Origin of the sequence: Pseudomonas sessilinigenes (assembly GCF_003850565.1) — a bacterium.
Classification (GTDB): domain Bacteria; phylum Pseudomonadota; class Gammaproteobacteria; order Pseudomonadales; family Pseudomonadaceae; genus Aquipseudomonas; species Aquipseudomonas sessilinigenes.
This window is the reverse complement of the sequence record NZ_CP027706.1, coordinates 4771474-4786484: the sequence shown is the minus strand read 5'-3', so window position 1 is coordinate 4786484 and position 15011 is coordinate 4771474. Positions and strand designations below refer to the sequence as shown.

Below are 15011 nucleotides of genomic sequence, written 5' to 3'. Positions count from 1 at the left end.
ATGAAAGACCTCACCCTAGCGGCTGACGAAAACAGCGCCCCGTACCAGGACCCTCTGGAGGAACGCTGGCTGCCGATCCGCGAAGTAGCGCGCCAGACCGGGGTCAACGCCGTCACCCTGCGAGCCTGGGAGCGGCGCTACGGGCTGATCGTGCCCCGACGCACGCCCAAGGGCCATCGCCTGTACTCCCAGGAACAGGTGCAGCAGATCCTGAACATCCTGACTTGGCTCAATCGCGGGGTTGCAGTGAGCCAGGTCAAGCACCTGCTGACCAACACCGCCAGCTCCAGCTCGGCGGTGGAGAATGACTGGCAGCGCCTGCGCCAGACCCTGGTCCAGGCTATAAGCCAACTGGCGGAACGCAAGGTAGACGACACCTTCAACCAGGCCATGGCGCTATATCCGCCGCGGACCCTGTGCGAGCACCTGCTGATGCCGCTGCTGGCGGAACTGGAGCAGCGCTGGCAGGGCCAGTTCGGCAGCCAGATGGAACAGGTGTTCTTCTACACCTGGCTGCGTAGCAAGCTCGGCGCACGGATCTACCACAACAACCGCCAGGTGCAGGGCGCGCCGCTGTTGCTGGTCAACCAGTCGGACCGACCCCTGGAACCCCATCTGTGGCTCACCGCCTGGCTGGCCAGCAGCGCCGATTGCCCGGTAGAGGTCTTCGACTGGCCCCTGCCCGGGGGCGAACTGGCACTGGCCACCGAGCGCCTGCAGGCCCGGGGCCTGCTGCTGTACTCCAGCAAGGCGCTCAACCCCGCCCAACTGCCACGGCTGCTGAATGGCATTGCCTGCAAAAAATTCATCGCCGGACCCGCGGTGTGCATCCACCCCGCCGAGTGGTCCGTATGTATCACTGAAATCGCCGATCTGCACCTGGCCCAAGACCCGATCGCGGCCTGCCAGGCACTGCTCGAGCGAGGACTTTTCTGATCCGGAAACCGACATGCAATTGATCTGGCTGCGCAGCGATCTGCGCCTACACGACAACACCGCCCTGAGCGCCGCCGCCCAGCGGGGCCCGACCGTGGCGGTGTACCTTTTGAGCCCGGAGCAGTGGCAGACCCATGATGATGCACCCTGCAAGATCGATTTCTGGCTGCGCAACCTGCAATCGCTGAGTACCGCCCTGGGCCAGCTGAACATCCCGCTGCTGGTTCGCAGCGCCGCCACCTGGGACCAGGCGCCCCAGGTCCTGCTGGATCTGTGCCAGCAACTGCAGATACGCATGCTGCACTTCAACCAGGAATACGGCGTCCACGAAAGCCGTCGCGATGAAGCGGTGACAAGGGTTCTGGAGAAGGCCGGTATCAGCGTCCAAGGCCACTTCGATCAACTGCTGTTCAAACCCGGCAGCGTGCTGACCAAGAGCGGCGGCTACTTCCAGGTCTTCAGCCAGTTCCGCAAAGTCTGCTACAACCGCCTGCACACCGCGCTGCCCGCGCTGGTGAGCGCGCCCAGGGCGCAGATACCGCTGCCGATCAATGCCGATCCGCTGCCAGATCAGGTCGACGGCTTCCCTACCCCGGGCCCGAGCTTGCGCGAACTGTGGCCAGCCGGCGAAGACGAGGCGCAAGCGCGACTGGAGCGGTTCGCCGATGAACAGATCCACTATTACCAGGGCGAGCGCGACTTTCCGGCCAAGCCCGGCACCAGCCAGCTGTCGCCCTACCTCGCCGCCGGCGTGATCTCGCCCCGCCAATGCCTGCACGCCGCCTTGCGCAGCAACCAGGGGGAGTTCGAAAGCGGCAACCCCGGGGCAGTCACCTGGATCAACGAGCTGCTGTGGCGCGACTTCTACAAGCACATCCTGGCGGGCTACCCACGGGTGTCCCGGCACCGCGCCTTCCGACCGGAAACCGAAGCCGTGAAATGGCGCGACGCTCCCGAGGAACTGGCGGCCTGGCAAGAAGCCCGCACCGGCTTGCCGATCATCGATGCCGCCATGCGCCAGTTGCTGGAGACCGGCTGGATGCACAACCGCCTGCGCATGGTGGTGGCGATGTTCCTGACCAAGAACTTGTTGATCGATTGGCGCGAAGGCGAGCGTTTCTTCATGCGGCACCTGATCGACGGCGACCTGGCGGCCAACAACGGCGGCTGGCAGTGGAGCGCCTCCACCGGCACCGATGCCGCACCCTACTTCCGCATCTTCAACCCGGTGAGCCAATCGCAGAAATTCGACAGCGAGGGGTGCTTCATCAAGCACTGGCTGCCACAACTGGCCGGGCTGAACAAAAAAGATATCCACAACCCGGCGACCCTGGGCGGGCTGTTCGGCGTCGCCGACTACCCGGCGCCGATGGTGGATCTGTCACGGTCCCGGGAACGGGCCCTGGCGGCGTTCAAGGCACTGCCCTCGCGGCTGGATGCAGGCCATGAGTGACTTCCTCGACCACTTCGCCCGGGAATTCGCCACCCTGGACGCCCACAACCTCGATCGCCTGGGCCAGCTCTACAGCGATGACATCCAGTTCACCGACCCTCTGCACGAGGTTCATGGACTGGCCCCTTTGCGCGATTACTTCGCCCAGCTGTACGCCAACGCCCGCGAACTGCGCTTCGACTTCCACGGCAGCGACCAGTGCGCCGAAGGCCAGGGCTACCTACGCTGGACCATGAGCTACCACCACCCGCGCCTCAATGGCGGCGGCCTGATCCAGGTGGCCGGCTGTTCACACTTGCAATGGCGTGACGCCCGGGTCTATCGCCACCGCGACTATTTCGACGCGGGAGCCCTGCTCTACGAACACCTGCCACTGATCGGGGCAGTGATCGCCTGGTTGAAAAGGAGGCTCGGATGAACCCGGCCATGCCAAGGCGGATCTGGCTCACCGGCGCCGGCAGCGGCATCGGCGCAGCGCTGGCCGAAGAGCTGCTCGGAGCCGGTGCCCAGGTGGCGCTCAGCGCCCGCTCGCGCGAGCCGCTGGAGGCCCTGGCCCAGCGCTACCCGGGCCGGGTGCTGGTGGTGCCGGGCGACCTTGGCGACGCCTTGCAGGTGCGCGAAATCGGCAAGCGCATCGCCCAGGCCTGGGGCGCTCTGGACAGCGTGATCCTGAATGCCGGGACCTGCGAGTACATCGAGGTGCAGCAATTCGACTCAGCGCTGATCGAACGGGTACTGAACACCAACCTGCTGGCCGTCGGCTACTGCATCGAAGCCGCACTGCCGTTGTTGCGCGCCGGCAATCACCCGCACCTGGTGGGTGTGGCCAGCTCGGTGACCTATCTGGCTCTGCCCCGGGCCGGTGCCTACGGCGCCTCCAAGGCGGCGCTGCGCTACCTGCTGCAGTCCCTGCGCATCGACCTGGCTGCCGAAGGCATCGACGTGACCCTGGTCAGCCCGGGCTTTGTCGACACGCCGCTGACCGCACGCAACGATTTCACCATGCCCATGCGCTGGAGCGCCCGGAAGGCCGCTCGGCATATCCACAAGCGCCTGCCCCGCCGGGATCTGGAGATCGCGTTCCCCGCCCCGTTCATCTTCGCGCTCAAGCTGCTTTCCTGGCTGCCCGGCCGCCTGCAACTGGCCCTCGCCAAACGCCTGGCCCACGCAGGGAATGCCCCATGAAAATCGCCATCATCGGTAGCGGAATCGCCGGCCTGACCTGCGCCTACCTCCTGAACCGTCGTCATGACCTCCAGGTCTACGAGGCTGGCAGCTGGATCGGCGGTCACACCCATACCGTGCAGGTCAGCCTCAACGGCGAGACCCAAGCCGTGGACACCGGTTTCATCGTCTTCAACGACTGGACCTACCCCCATTTCATCCGCCTGCTGGGGCAGATCGGCGTCAAATTCAAAGCCACCGAAATGAGCTTCTCGGTGTGCGATCCAGCCACGGGCCTGGAGTACAACGGCAACAACCTCAACAGTCTGTTCGCCCAGCGGCGCAACCTGCTGTCACCAGGGTTCTGGGGCATGCTGCGGGACATCCTGCGCTTCAACCAACACGCACTGCTCGACCTGCAAAACCAGCGGATCTCGGCCTCGACCACCCTCGGTGATTACCTGAAGGACCAGGGCTACGGCGAGCGCTTCATCCAGCACTACATCGTGCCCATGGGTTCGGCGATCTGGTCGATGTCACAGGGGCAGATGCTCGATTTCCCCCTGCAGTTCTTTGTTCGTTTCTTCAAGAACCACGGCTTGCTGTCGGTGAACAACCGCCCCCAGTGGTACGTGATCGAAGGCGGCTCAAGCCGCTACATCGAACCACTGACGGCCTCGTTTCACGAGCGCATCCGCCTGGGCTGCCCGGTGCAAAGGGTCGAGCGCGACGAACTCGGCGTGGTGATCCACAGCGCCGCTGGCAGCGAGCGCTTCGACAAGGTGGTGTTCGCCTGCCACAGCGACCAGGCCCTGCGGCTGCTGGCCAGCCCGAGCCGCGCCGAACAGGACATCCTCCAGGCGCTGCCCTTCGCCGACAACGACGTGGTGCTGCACACCGATATCCGACTGCTGCCGCGCCGCCGCCTGGCCTGGGCCAGTTGGAACTATCGCCTCGACGCCAGCGCCGAGAAGGCCGCCGCCGTGACCTACGACATGAACATTCTCCAGGGCCTGCAGAGCAGTACCACCTTCTGCGTCAGCCTCAACCAGAGCGCGGCCATCGATCCATCGAACGTTCTCGCCCGCTACACCTATGCCCATCCGCAATACAGCCTGGGGGCGGTGGCCGCGCAAGCGCGCTGGAGCGAACTGCAAGGCGCCCGCCACAGCTTCTACTGCGGTGCCTACTGGGCCAACGGTTTCCATGAGGATGGCGTGGTCAGCGCCCTGCGAGTGGCCCAGGCCTTCGGGGAGCAACTGTGAACAGCGCCCTGTACAGCGGCTGGATCAGCCACCGGCGCTTCGCCCCCAAGGGCCACGCCTTCCGCTACCGGATCGGCTTGCTGTACCTGAACCTGGAGGAACAGGACGCGGTGCTGGGCCTCTCACCCCTGGCTGGCCGGAGCCGCTTCGCGCCCTTCGCCTTTCGTCAAGGCGACTACCTGCCGGCCTTCACCAGCCGGGGCATGGACCTGATCGACGCCGTACGCCAGCAGGTGGCCGCGGCCATCGGCCATGCACCGAGCGGCAAAATATGCCTGCTGACCCAGGCGCGCAGCTGGGGCCTGGCCTTCAACCCGGTGAGCTTCTTCTACTGCTACGAGGCCGACGGGCAACTGGCGGCGATTCTCTGCGAGGTCAGCAATACCCCCTGGCGCGAGCGCTATCACTATGTGCTGCCGGCCAGCGCCGACGCTCCCGAGCACCAGCACTTCGCCGTGGCCAAGGCCTTTCACGTATCGCCGTTCCTGCCCCGGGACCTTGAGTACCGCATGAGCTTCAGCCTCCCCGGCGAACGCCTGGGCGTACACATGGCCGACTGGCAGGGTGAGCTCAAGTTGTTCGACGCCACCCTCAACCTGCAACGCCAGGCCCTGGATCGCCGCAGCCTGCACCAGTATCTGCGGCGCTTTCCGTGGATGACCGCCAAAACCTGCCTGGCGATCTACTGGCAGGCCTTGCTCCTGGCCGCCAAGGGCCTGCGTTTTTTTCCCCATCAGGCCGCCGTTGGCACCTTTCGCACCGCCGCTGTACCACCCAAGGATCGCCGCCATGAAATCCTCTAGCGTCTCGGCCAAAACCACTCTGTTCAGCACTCACGGCCTCACCGCCAACCTGTTGCGCCGTGGCGTGCTGCGGCAACTGGCGCAACTTCGGCACGGCCAGTTGGTGGTCTACGAAGATGGCGAGCGACGGGTGTTCGGCAGCAGCGACGGCGCCCTGCAGGGAGAAATCCACGTCCATGACAGCAGCGCCTGGGGCTTGGTGGCCAGCAGCGGCTCCATCGGTGCCGGCGAAGCCTTCATCCATGGCTACTGGAGCACCCCGGACCTGACAGCGGTCATCCGCGTGTTCGTCAGCAACCTGGAAGTGCTGGACGCCATGGAAGGCGGCCTGGCCAGGCTCGGCCGGCCGCTGGTTCGCGGCCTGCACTGGCTCAACCGCAACACCCGCAAGGGTTCGCAGAAAAACATCGCCGCCCACTACGACCTGGGCAATGAGCTGTTCGAGCAGTTCCTCGATCCCACCATGATGTATTCCGCCGCGCAGTTTCGCAGTGCCGAGGACAGCCTGGAGCAGGCCCAGTTGAACAAGCTGCAGTGCATCTGCCAGAAGCTGGCGCTCACTCCCGAGGACCACCTGCTGGAAATCGGCACCGGCTGGGGCAGCATGGCCCTGTATGCCGCGCAGCACTATGGCTGCCGGGTCACCACCACGACCCTGTCCAGGGAACAGTTCGCCTACACCCGGCAGCGGATCGACGCCGCCGGCTTGCAGGACCGGGTGACCCTGCTGCTGGAGGATTACCGCGACCTGCGCGGCCAGTACGACAAGCTGGTGTCGATCGAAATGATCGAAGCCGTGGGCCACCGCTTCCTGCCCACTTACTTCAAGCAATGCGCACGCTTACTCAAGAGCAACGGCCTGATGCTGCTGCAGGCCATCACCATTCGCGACCAGCGCTACGAGCAGGCGAAGAACGGCGTGGACTTCATCCAGCGCTACATCTTCCCCGGTGGCGCCCTGCCCTGCGTGCAGAAAATGCTCGAGGTGGTCAGTCGCGACACCGACATGAACCTGCTGCACATGGAAGACTTCGGCCTGCACTACGCCCGGACCCTGCGCCTGTGGCACGAGAACTTCCGCCGCGCCCACGGCCGCCTGGGCGAGCTGGGCTACGACCCCTATTTCCTGCGGCTCTGGGAGTTCTACCTGTGCTACTGCGAAGGCGGCTTCCTGGAGCGCGCCATCGGCACCGCGCAACTGCTGCTGGCCAAACCCGCTGCGGCGCCACAGCCCCTGCTGGGGCGCCTCGATGCCTAGGCAACTGCTCAATGCCCTGTTGTTCCAGCTGGGCTGGTTCACCTGCGTACTCAGTGGCGACAGCCTGTGGCTATTGCTTGGAGTGGTGATCGTACTGGCGCACTTTCGCTGGGTCGGCCGCTGGGGCGACGAAGGCCCGATGATGCTCGGCATTGCCCTGATCGGCATCACCCTGGACAGCTTCCTGAATTGGCTGGGGGTGTTTCAGTTCCAGCAAGTCAGTCTATTGATTCCCTTCTGGCTGATGCTGCTCTGGGTCCTTCTGGCCAGCACCTTGCGCCACGGCCTGGCCTGGAGTGCCCGCCCCTGGTGGCGAGCCTGCCTGCTGGGAGCGCTGGCAGGTCCGCTGTCCTACTACGCAGGGGGGCGCCTGGCCGGCGTGAGCTTTCCCTACGGAACAGGGCCGATCGGGCTGGGAGTGCTCTGGGCCCTGCTGTTGCCGCTGCTGCACGTGTTGGCACGAGTGGCCCCCGAGGCTCCACCACTGGCCACCGAAGGCTGAGCGTTGGTCAGGGCTTTCACACAGCCAGGCCCCACTGCCTTACACTGCGCGCCTATGACCACCATCCCCGTTACCCCCATCGCCGAACCCGCCATCAGTTGCTCGACCTGCGCCGCCTGCTGCTGCCAGCTGGAAGTGATGCTGATCACCGATACCGGGGTGCCCGAGCGCTTTATCGATACCGACGACTGGGGAGGCGAGGTGATGCGCCGCCTGGATGATGGCTGGTGCGCAGCTCTGGATCGCGACAGCATGCGTTGCACGATCTATGAGCTGCGCCCCTTGATCTGCCGCGAATTCGAATTGGGCGAGGCCGATTGCCTGAGCGAACGCCGGGGTATCGCCACGGCGTATCGCTGAGCCTTGGTCAGAGCGGCATGGTGTAGTGCAGGGCGTAGCTCTCGACCCCGTCGTTGGGGGAGCGCAAGCCAGCGTTGGAGTAATGCGTGGCGCGAATGCCGACCTCATGGCCCCCGGCAAAGCGCAGGCCGAAGCCGATGCGATCCTCGAACTGGAAGGCCGAGCCCAGCTTGTTGTCTTCCACTTGGGTATGAGCGAAGGCCGCTATGCCAATTCCCGCCTCGACGTAGGGTTTGACGCTGCCTGCTGCGAACTCGTAGACCAGCACCGGGGAGAACGACAGGCTATGGTTGCTCGACTTCTTGTCACCATTCCAATAGGTGTAGGCGCCGCTCCAATAGCCGGTCAGGCGACCGACATCGCTTTGCAGCCAGCTCTTGTCCCAATCCAATTGCATGCCTAGCCGATAGGTTTGCGTCGAGTCCCCGGTCTGTCCTACGGAGAATTCGACCCCCGCCGCCTGTGCGGAAACACTTTGCCCCAACAACGCAGCCGCAAGCGCGGCCAGACAAAACACTCGCTTCATCAGGAACATCCTTTTTGAATGATTTTGAACGTTTTTATACAACCCTGTAGACAGGCTATAGAAGTCCGCGCCGAGCCAGAAGTTCAGCGCAAACGATAGGGTTTCACGTTTTTTTCACAAATCGAAAGGATGCACACTAACGGATTTTTGCCACAGGATGGGCAGCACTTGGGCAAAGTGCGGCACATTGCCGCTCGTCCAGAACCGGGTTTCGCCGGCTGGCCCTTGCGCGCGCAGGCCCGCTTCGTCCAGCAGGCGCTGGAGCTGACGCGCTACCGCGGCCCCGGTATCGATCAGGCTGATGTGTTGCCCCAGCATCCGCACCAGCACCGGCTTGAGAAAGGGATAGTGGGTGCACCCCAGGATGATGGTGTCGCAACCGGCCGCCAGCAGCGGCTCGACATACCCCTGCAACAACTGGCACAGGGCATCGCTGTGCAGATCCCCATTCTCGATCATCTCCACCAACCCTGGGCAAGGTTGGGTGACGACTTTTACATCGGCGGCAAAACGATCGAGCAAGGCGGCGAACTTGGCACTTTGCAAAGTCCCGGTAGTTGCCAGGACCCCGACCACGCCACTGCGGGTTGCCGCCGCAGCCGGCTTGACTGCAGGCTCCATGCCGACGATGGGCCAGTCGGGAAAATCCCGGCGCAACTCGGCTACCGCCGCCACGGTGGCGGTATTGCAGGCCAGCACCAGGGCCTTGGCACCCTGCTCGCGGAAGAAGCGCGCCATCAGCGTGCAACGCTGGCGGATGAACTCGGGGGTTTTCTCGCCGTAGGGGATGTACCCACAGTCGCCTAAATACAGCAGAGACTCATTGGGCAGCAGGCGCTGGATCTCCGCCAGGACGGAGAGGCCACCCACGCCGGAATCGAAGACCGCAACCGGCGCCTCACTCATGCAGGCCACCGCACACCTTGCAGCCTGGATCGCGCTTGACCCGCAGCTCGCGAAAGCGTGTGCCCAGTGCGTCGATCAGCAGCAGCCGCCCCACCAGTGGCTCGCCAAAACCAGCCAGCAACTTCAAGGCTTCCAGCGCTTGCAGGCTGCCCACCAGCCCCACCAGCGGCCCCAGGACCCCGGCCTCGCTACAGGTCAGCTCGGCCTCACTGCCGTGCCCATACAGGCAGTGGTAGCAAGGACTCTCCGGACGCCGCGGGTCGAACACCGACAATTGCCCTTCCAGGCGAATCGCCGCGCCACTGACCAGGGGCTTGCCGGCCGCCACGCAAGCGGCATTCACGGCTTCACGGGTGCTGAAGTTGTCACAGCAGTCCAGTACCAGGTCAACATCGGCCACAGCCGCAGCCAGGGTGTCCTCATCCAGCGCCAACGGGTGACGTACCAGGCGAATGTCCGGGTTGAGGGCCGTGAGACGGCTGATGGCCGAATCCACCTTGAGCGCTCCGACAGTGGTGCTGTCGTGAATGATCTGGCGCTGCAAGTTGGTCATGTCCACGGTATCGAAATCCGCCAGATGCAACTCGCCAACGCCCGCCGCTGCCAGGTAGAGCGCCACTGGAGCCCCCAGGCCACCGAGACCGACGATCAATACGCGGCTTTGCTTGAGACGCAACTGACCGTCGATATCCACCTGCTGCAACAGGATCTGGCGGCTATAGCGCAACAGCTCCTGGTCGGTCAGCACGGCAGGCATCCCAGGCTGATGCGCTCATGGCCACCCAGGTCGACCCGGCTGTGAACGTCGATGAACCCTCGGGCGCCGAGCAACTCACGCACCGCCGGCGCCTGGTCGTAGCCATGCTCGAGCACCAGCCAGCCGCCGGCCACCAGGTGCTCGGGAGCCTGGGCCACGATCAGGCGCAGATCGTCCAGGCCATCCTTGCCCGCCACCAGGGCACTCTCCGGCTCGAAACGCACATCGCCAGCGATCAGGTGCGGGTCTGCCTCGGCAATGTACGGGGGGTTGCTGACAATCAGCTCGAAACGCTGCCCATCGATGGAGTCGAACCAGTGGCTGCTGAGCACCGTCACATTGTTCAGGTGCAGGCGCTGGCGATTGCGTTCGGCCAGGGCTACGGCCTCCAGCACTCGATCCACTGCCGTGACCTTCCAGGCCGGGCGCTCGCTGGCCAGGGCCAGGGCAATGGCACCGCTGCCAGTCCCCAGGTCCAGGACCCGGGCCGGGCTTGCCGGCAGCAGTTGCAATGCGGTTTCCACCAACAGCTCGGTATCAGGACGTGGGATCAGGGTATGGGGCGCGACTTCCAGGTCGAGGTTCCAGAAGCCCTGCTGGCCAAGAATATAGGCCACGGGCTCACCGGAGCGGCGCCGCTGCAGGTACTCGGCGAACAGCAGGGCGGCTTCGCTGGGCACGATGCGCTCGGGCCAGGTGTGAAGAAAGCTGCGGGACTTGCCCAGGGCCGCGGCCAGGAGCAGTTCGGCATCCAGTCGCGACGTGGGTGAATCCGGCAATTGCGCGGCGCGCAGCAAGCTGGCGATGATGGTCATTTACTCACCCAACGCCGCAAGTTGATCGGCCTGGTACTCGGCCAGCAACGGCTCGATCACCGCCTCCACCCCCCCGGCGATGATTTCATCCAGGGAGTACAGGGTCAGGTTGACCCGGTGGTCGGTAACACGGCCCTGTGGGAAGTTGTAGGTACGGATACGCTCGGAGCGGTCGCCCGAACCCACCAGCAGCTTGCGCTCGCTGGCAATGGCACTGGCCGCAGCACTGGCCTGCTGGTCGTTGAGCTTGGCCGACAGCCAGGCCAGGGCGCGCGCGCGGTTCTTGTGCTGGGAGCGCTCTTCCTGGCACTCCACCACGATCCCCGATGGAATGTGGGTAATACGGATGGCCGAGTCGGTCTTGTTGACGTGCTGGCCACCCGCACCGGAGGACCGATAGGTATCGATGCGCAGGTCGGCCGGATTGATTTCGATGGCTTCCTGTTCATCCGGCTCCGGCAGCACGGCCACGGTGCAGGCGGAGGTATGGATGCGGCCCTGGGATTCGGTGGCGGGCACTCGCTGCACGCGATGCGCTCCAGACTCGAATTTCAGCTTGCCGTAGACATTCTCACCCTCGACCCGAGCGATGATTTCCTTGTAGCCGCCATGCTCGCCTTCGTTTTCCGAGAGAATCTCCAGGCGCCAGCCACGCCGCTCGGCATAACGCGAATACATGCGGAACAAGTCGCCGGAAAAGATCGCGGCTTCGTCGCCACCGGTACCGGCGCGAATTTCCAGGAACACGTTGCGCCCATCGTTGGGGTCCTTGGGCAGCAACATGCGTTGCAGGTTGCTCTCCAGTTCGACCAGTTGGTCCTTGGCCTCGCGAACTTCCTCGACGGCCATCTCCCGCAGGTCCGGATCGTTGTCCTTGAGCAGCGCCTGGGCGCCCTCCAGGTCGGCCTGGACCTTGAGCACCTGTTTGTAGGCGGCCACGATCGGCTCGACCTCCGCATACTCCTTGGAGTAGGCACGGAACTTGGCCTGATCGGAAATGACCTCGGCATCGCCAAGCAGGGCGGTCAGTTCCTCGAAACGGTCCTGGAGAATATCCAGCTTACTGAGCAGTGACGCTTTCATTACGGGGTTTTATCCGAAGAGCCCTCACCGAGGGCAAACAGTTCTTGGGCCATGGCCAGCGCATCGAGGCGGCCTTCGGCAGATAGCTTTTTCAACTGCACGCTCGGCGCGTGCAGCAATTTATTGGTCAGGCCGCGGGCTAGCTGGGCCAACACGTCCTCGGCGCTGCTGCCATTGTTCAGCATGCGCAGGGCCTTTTGCAGTTCTTCGTCGCGCAGGCGCTCGCTCTGTTGACGATAGGCCTTGAGCACGTCCACCGCCGCCAGCTCGCGCAGGCGCACCATGAAATCCTCGGCGCCGATGTTCACCAGCTCTTCGGCAGCCAGTGCCGCACCCTGGCGGCTCTTGAGGTTTTCGGCGACGACTTCGTGGAGATCATCGACGGTATAGAGGTAAACGTCGTCCAACTCGCCGACTTCTGGCTCGATGTCACGAGGAACGGCGATGTCCACCATGAAGATGGGCTTGTGCTTGCGCAGCTTCAAGGCGCTTTCCACCGCGCCCTTGCCAAGAATCGGCAATTGGCTGGCGGTGGAACTGATGACGATATCGCTGTGCACCAGTTCCTGGGGAATGTCCGAGAGCAGCACCGCGTGGGCGCCGAACTGTTCCGCCAATTGGCTGGCGCGTTCAAGGGTCCGGTTGGCTACCACGATTCGCTTGACGCCCAGCTCGTGCAAGTGACGAGCCACCAGCGTGATGGTCTCGCCGGCACCGATCAGCAGGGCCTGGCTGCGCTGCAGGTCGCTGAAGATCTGCTTGGCCAGGCTGACGGCGGCAAAGGCCACGGACACCGGGTTCTCGCCGATGGCCGTGTCGGTACGCACCTGCTTGGCGGCGCTGAAGGTCGCCTGGAACAAGCGGCCCAACAACGGTCCGACAGTCCCGGCCTCGCGGGCCACGGCATAGGCCGACTTCATCTGGCCGAGAATCTGCGGCTCGCCCAGCACCAGTGAGTCCAGGCCCGAAGCCACGCGCATCATGTGACGAACTGCCGCATCATCCTCATGCACATAAGCACTGGCGCGTAGTTCGTCTAGGCTCAGCTGGTGATATTCCGCCAGCCAGCGCAACACGACATCCGCCGAAAGATGATCCTGTTCTATATACAACTCGCTGCGGTTGCAGGTGGAGAGGATCGCAGCTTCGCGGCTGTCGGTGAGTCGGCAGAGCTGCTGCAAGGCCTCAACCAACTGCTCAGGAGTAAAGGCCACGCGCTCGCGGACGTCTACGGAAGCAGTCTTGTGGTTAATACCAAGTGCAAGGAAGGCCATTCAAGGTCGCTGATGATGTCGAGAAGCCGGCAATTGTCCTACTTCGACAGACTCAGAACAACTACCGCCGGCTATTGTCCTAATAGACTGCCTCTGTTCTGGCATCCCGTTGAGTCTCGGTTATGTTTGGCCGAAGGCTTGTGTCATGATGATCCGACCGCAGGTTAGTCGCCCTCTTCCTATATGAATAGATCTTCCGCGTTGCTCCTCGCCCTTGTCTTCCTCAGTGGGTGCCATGCCCTAGGCCCCGTCTCATCGGATGCTACATCGCCGGTGGAAGACAGCACTCCAGCCCCTGAAAAGCCCAAGGTTTACTCCTCGTTCAGTGAAGACACCATCTTCAGCCTGTTGAGCGCTGAACTGGCAGGCCAGCGCAATCGCTTCGACATTGCCCTGGACAACTACGTGACCCAGGCCATCAACACCCAGGACCCGGGCATCTCTGAACGGGCATTTCGCATTGCCGAATACCTGGGAGCCGACCAGGCAGCCCTGGATACCTCGCTGATCTGGGCCAAGAACGCCCCCGACGACCTCGAGGCACAACGCGCGGCCGCTATCCAGCTGGCCCGCGCCGGGCGTTACGACGACTCCATGCTCTATATGGAGAAAGTCCTGCAAGGCAAAGGCGACACCCACTTCGACTTCCTGGCCCTGTCGGCCGCCGATACCGATCAGGAAACCCGCGACGGCCTGATGAAGGGGTTCGACCGCCTGCTACAGAAACACCCGCACAACAGCCAGCTGATTTTCGGCAAGGCCTTGCTGATGCAACAGAATGGCGACGACAAGGAGGCCCTGGCCCTCCTGGAGCAGAATCCGCCAGAAGACGGCGAGATCGCGCCGTTGCTGCTGCGCGCGCGCCTGCTGCAAGGCTTGAACCGCAGCAAGGAAGCCCTGCCCCTGCTGGAAAAGAGCATTCGCAAGTACCCGGATGACAAGCGCCTGCGCCTGACCTACGCCCGCATGCTGGTGGAACAGGACCGCATGGAGGATGCCAAGACCCAGTTCTCGAGCCTGGTCCAGCAGTACCCGGAAGATGACGAACTGCGTTACTCCCTGGCCCTGGTATGCCTGGAAGCCAAGGCCTGGGATGAGGCCAAGGGTTACCTTGAAGACCTGATCGCCCGGGAAAGCCACGAGGATTCTGCACACCTGAACCTGGGGCGCATCGCCGAAGAGCGCAATGACCCGCAAGGAGCGTTGATCGAGTACGGCCAGGTCGGCCCGGGTAACGACTACCTGCCAGCACAACTGCGTCAAGCCGACATCCTGATGAACAATGGCCGCACCGACGAAGCGCAGAAGCGCCTGGCAGCCGCCCGGGACACGCAACCTGACTACGCCATCCAGCTGTACCTGATCGAAGTCGAGACGTTGTCGGCCAACAACCGCGGGGACAGCGCCTGGAAGATGATCCAACAGGCCCTGCAGCAGTATCCCGATGACGTCAACCTGCTCTATACCCGAGCCATGCAAGCGGAAAAACGCAATGACCTGGCCCAGTTGGAAAAGGACCTGCGCCTGATCATCCAGCGTGAACCAGACAACGCCATGGCATTGAACGCCTTGGGCTACACCTTGTCCGACCGGACAACCCGCTATGCCGAGGCCAAGGCCCTGATCGAACAAGCCCACCAGCTGACGCCGGATGATCCGGCGGTACTCGATAGCCTGGGCTGGGTGAACTTTCGCATGGGCAACCTGGACGAAGCCGAGCGCCTGTTGCGCCAGGCGCTGGAGCGCTTCCCCGACCCGGAAGTCGCCGCGCACCTGGGTGAAGTGCTGTGGCACAACGGCAAGCAGCGCGAGGCCCGGCAGACCTGGGGCAAGTTCATCAAGGAACAGCCCGACAGCCCCGTGCTGCGCGAAACCATCAAACGCCTGACCGGATCAGAGACTCTTTAAG

Annotated in this window: 16 protein-coding genes; 10 read left to right on the top strand and 6 right to left on the bottom strand. The window is 63.7% G+C overall.

Annotated features, from left to right (window positions below; all coding sequences use genetic code 11):
• From C4K39_RS22245 to C4K39_RS22205, 9 genes are read left to right on the top strand one after another with little or no spacing between them, the layout of a single operon-like run.
• Window positions 1–936 (top strand): MerR family transcriptional regulator, encoded by a 936-nt coding sequence (locus C4K39_RS22245; protein ID WP_124347430.1) that lies wholly within the window; start codon window positions 1–3, stop codon window positions 934–936.
• A gap of 13 nt (window positions 937–949) precedes the next feature.
• Window positions 950–2389 carry a deoxyribodipyrimidine photo-lyase gene (gene phrB, locus C4K39_RS22240; RefSeq protein ID WP_124347429.1) on the top strand — a complete coding sequence of 480 codons (1440 nt, stop codon included), beginning with the start codon at window positions 950–952 and terminating at the stop codon, window positions 2387–2389.
• A complete protein-coding gene (locus C4K39_RS22235; RefSeq protein WP_068578723.1) occupies window positions 2382–2807 on the top strand; it encodes a nuclear transport factor 2 family protein in 426 nt (141 codons plus the stop codon). The genes phrB and C4K39_RS22235 overlap by 8 nt, the downstream gene beginning before the upstream one ends.
• Window positions 2804–3574, top strand: a complete 771-nt coding sequence (locus C4K39_RS22230) for an SDR family NAD(P)-dependent oxidoreductase (protein WP_124347428.1) — start codon at window positions 2804–2806, stop codon at window positions 3572–3574. The genes C4K39_RS22235 and C4K39_RS22230 overlap by 4 nt, the downstream gene beginning before the upstream one ends.
• Window positions 3571–4818: an NAD(P)/FAD-dependent oxidoreductase gene (locus C4K39_RS22225; RefSeq protein WP_124347427.1), complete on the top strand. Its 1248-nt coding sequence runs from the start codon at window positions 3571–3573 to the stop codon at window positions 4816–4818. The genes C4K39_RS22230 and C4K39_RS22225 overlap by 4 nt, the downstream gene beginning before the upstream one ends.
• Window positions 4815–5621, top strand: coding sequence for a DUF1365 domain-containing protein (locus C4K39_RS22220; protein ID WP_124347426.1), 807 nt, complete (start codon window positions 4815–4817; stop codon window positions 5619–5621). The genes C4K39_RS22225 and C4K39_RS22220 overlap by 4 nt, the downstream gene beginning before the upstream one ends.
• Window positions 5608–6879: an SAM-dependent methyltransferase gene (locus C4K39_RS22215; RefSeq protein ID WP_124347425.1), complete on the top strand. Its 1272-nt coding sequence runs from the start codon at window positions 5608–5610 to the stop codon at window positions 6877–6879. Before C4K39_RS22220 ends, C4K39_RS22215 begins: the two co-directional genes overlap by 14 nt.
• Complete coding sequence (locus tag C4K39_RS22210) at window positions 6872–7381, top strand: DUF2878 domain-containing protein (RefSeq protein ID WP_124347424.1); 510 nt, start codon at window positions 6872–6874, stop codon at window positions 7379–7381. The genes C4K39_RS22215 and C4K39_RS22210 overlap by 8 nt, the downstream gene beginning before the upstream one ends.
• 54 nt (window positions 7382–7435) lie before the next feature.
• Window positions 7436–7741: a YkgJ family cysteine cluster protein gene (locus C4K39_RS22205; protein WP_124347423.1), complete on the top strand. Its 306-nt coding sequence runs from the start codon at window positions 7436–7438 to the stop codon at window positions 7739–7741.
• Window positions 7742–7748: 7 nt separating this feature from the next.
• On the opposite strand, the gene C4K39_RS22200 is transcribed toward C4K39_RS22205, so the two are convergent.
• From C4K39_RS22200 to hemA, 6 genes are all read right to left on the bottom strand, one after another.
• On the bottom strand, window positions 7749–8267 hold the full coding sequence (locus tag C4K39_RS22200) for an acyloxyacyl hydrolase (RefSeq protein WP_068578709.1): 519 nt from the start codon (window positions 8265–8267) through the stop codon (window positions 7749–7751).
• Window positions 8268–8381: 114 nt separating this feature from the next.
• Window positions 8382–9173: a glutamate racemase gene (murI, locus tag C4K39_RS22195; RefSeq protein WP_068578707.1), complete on the bottom strand. Its 792-nt coding sequence runs from the start codon at window positions 9171–9173 to the stop codon at window positions 8382–8384.
• Window positions 9166–9921 (bottom strand): molybdopterin-synthase adenylyltransferase MoeB, encoded by a 756-nt coding sequence (locus tag C4K39_RS22190; RefSeq protein ID WP_068578713.1) that lies wholly within the window; start codon window positions 9919–9921, stop codon window positions 9166–9168. The genes murI and C4K39_RS22190 overlap by 8 nt, the downstream gene beginning before the upstream one ends.
• Window positions 9915–10745: a peptide chain release factor N(5)-glutamine methyltransferase gene (gene prmC, locus C4K39_RS22185; protein WP_068578705.1), complete on the bottom strand. Its 831-nt coding sequence runs from the start codon at window positions 10743–10745 to the stop codon at window positions 9915–9917. The genes C4K39_RS22190 and prmC overlap by 7 nt, the downstream gene beginning before the upstream one ends.
• Window positions 10746–11828, bottom strand: coding sequence for a peptide chain release factor 1 (gene prfA, locus C4K39_RS22180; protein WP_068578703.1), 1083 nt, complete (start codon window positions 11826–11828; stop codon window positions 10746–10748).
• Window positions 11828–13102 carry a glutamyl-tRNA reductase gene (hemA, locus tag C4K39_RS22175; protein WP_068578702.1) on the bottom strand — a complete coding sequence of 425 codons (1275 nt, stop codon included), beginning with the start codon at window positions 13100–13102 and terminating at the stop codon, window positions 11828–11830. Before hemA ends, prfA begins: the two co-directional genes overlap by 1 nt.
• Window positions 13103–13285: 183 nt before the next feature.
• On the opposite strand from hemA, the gene C4K39_RS22170 reads away from it, so the two are divergent.
• Window positions 13286–15010 carry a tetratricopeptide repeat protein gene (locus C4K39_RS22170; RefSeq protein ID WP_068578700.1) on the top strand — a complete coding sequence of 575 codons (1725 nt, stop codon included), beginning with the start codon at window positions 13286–13288 and terminating at the stop codon, window positions 15008–15010.
• Window position 15011 lies beyond the last annotated feature (1 nt).

Excerpts from the sequence above, each read along its gene's own strand:
- C4K39_RS22245 (WP_124347430.1), top strand. The coding sequence starts at position 1 with ATGAAAGACCTCACCCTAGCGGCTGACGAAAACAGCGCCCCGTACCAG.
- phrB (WP_124347429.1), top strand. The coding sequence starts at position 950 with ATGCAATTGATCTGGCTGCGCAGCGATCTGCGCCTACACGACAACACC.
- C4K39_RS22235 (WP_068578723.1), top strand. The coding sequence starts at position 2,382 with ATGAGTGACTTCCTCGACCACTTCGCCCGGGAATTCGCCACCCTGGAC.
- C4K39_RS22230 (WP_124347428.1), top strand. The coding sequence starts at position 2,804 with ATGAACCCGGCCATGCCAAGGCGGATCTGGCTCACCGGCGCCGGCAGC.
- C4K39_RS22225 (WP_124347427.1), top strand. The coding sequence starts at position 3,571 with ATGAAAATCGCCATCATCGGTAGCGGAATCGCCGGCCTGACCTGCGCC.
- C4K39_RS22215 (WP_124347425.1), top strand. The coding sequence starts at position 5,608 with ATGAAATCCTCTAGCGTCTCGGCCAAAACCACTCTGTTCAGCACTCAC.
- C4K39_RS22210 (WP_124347424.1), top strand. The coding sequence starts at position 6,872 with ATGCCTAGGCAACTGCTCAATGCCCTGTTGTTCCAGCTGGGCTGGTTC.
- C4K39_RS22205 (WP_124347423.1), top strand. The coding sequence starts at position 7,436 with ATGACCACCATCCCCGTTACCCCCATCGCCGAACCCGCCATCAGTTGC.
- C4K39_RS22200 (WP_068578709.1), bottom strand. The coding sequence starts at position 8,267 with ATGAAGCGAGTGTTTTGTCTGGCCGCGCTTGCGGCTGCGTTGTTGGGG.
- murI (WP_068578707.1), bottom strand. The coding sequence starts at position 9,173 with ATGAGTGAGGCGCCGGTTGCGGTCTTCGATTCCGGCGTGGGTGGCCTC.
- prmC (WP_068578705.1), bottom strand. The coding sequence starts at position 10,745 with ATGACCATCATCGCCAGCTTGCTGCGCGCCGCGCAATTGCCGGATTCA.
- prfA (WP_068578703.1), bottom strand. The coding sequence starts at position 11,828 with ATGAAAGCGTCACTGCTCAGTAAGCTGGATATTCTCCAGGACCGTTTC.
- hemA (WP_068578702.1), bottom strand. The coding sequence starts at position 13,102 with ATGGCCTTCCTTGCACTTGGTATTAACCACAAGACTGCTTCCGTAGAC.
- C4K39_RS22170 (WP_068578700.1), top strand. The coding sequence starts at position 13,286 with ATGAATAGATCTTCCGCGTTGCTCCTCGCCCTTGTCTTCCTCAGTGGG.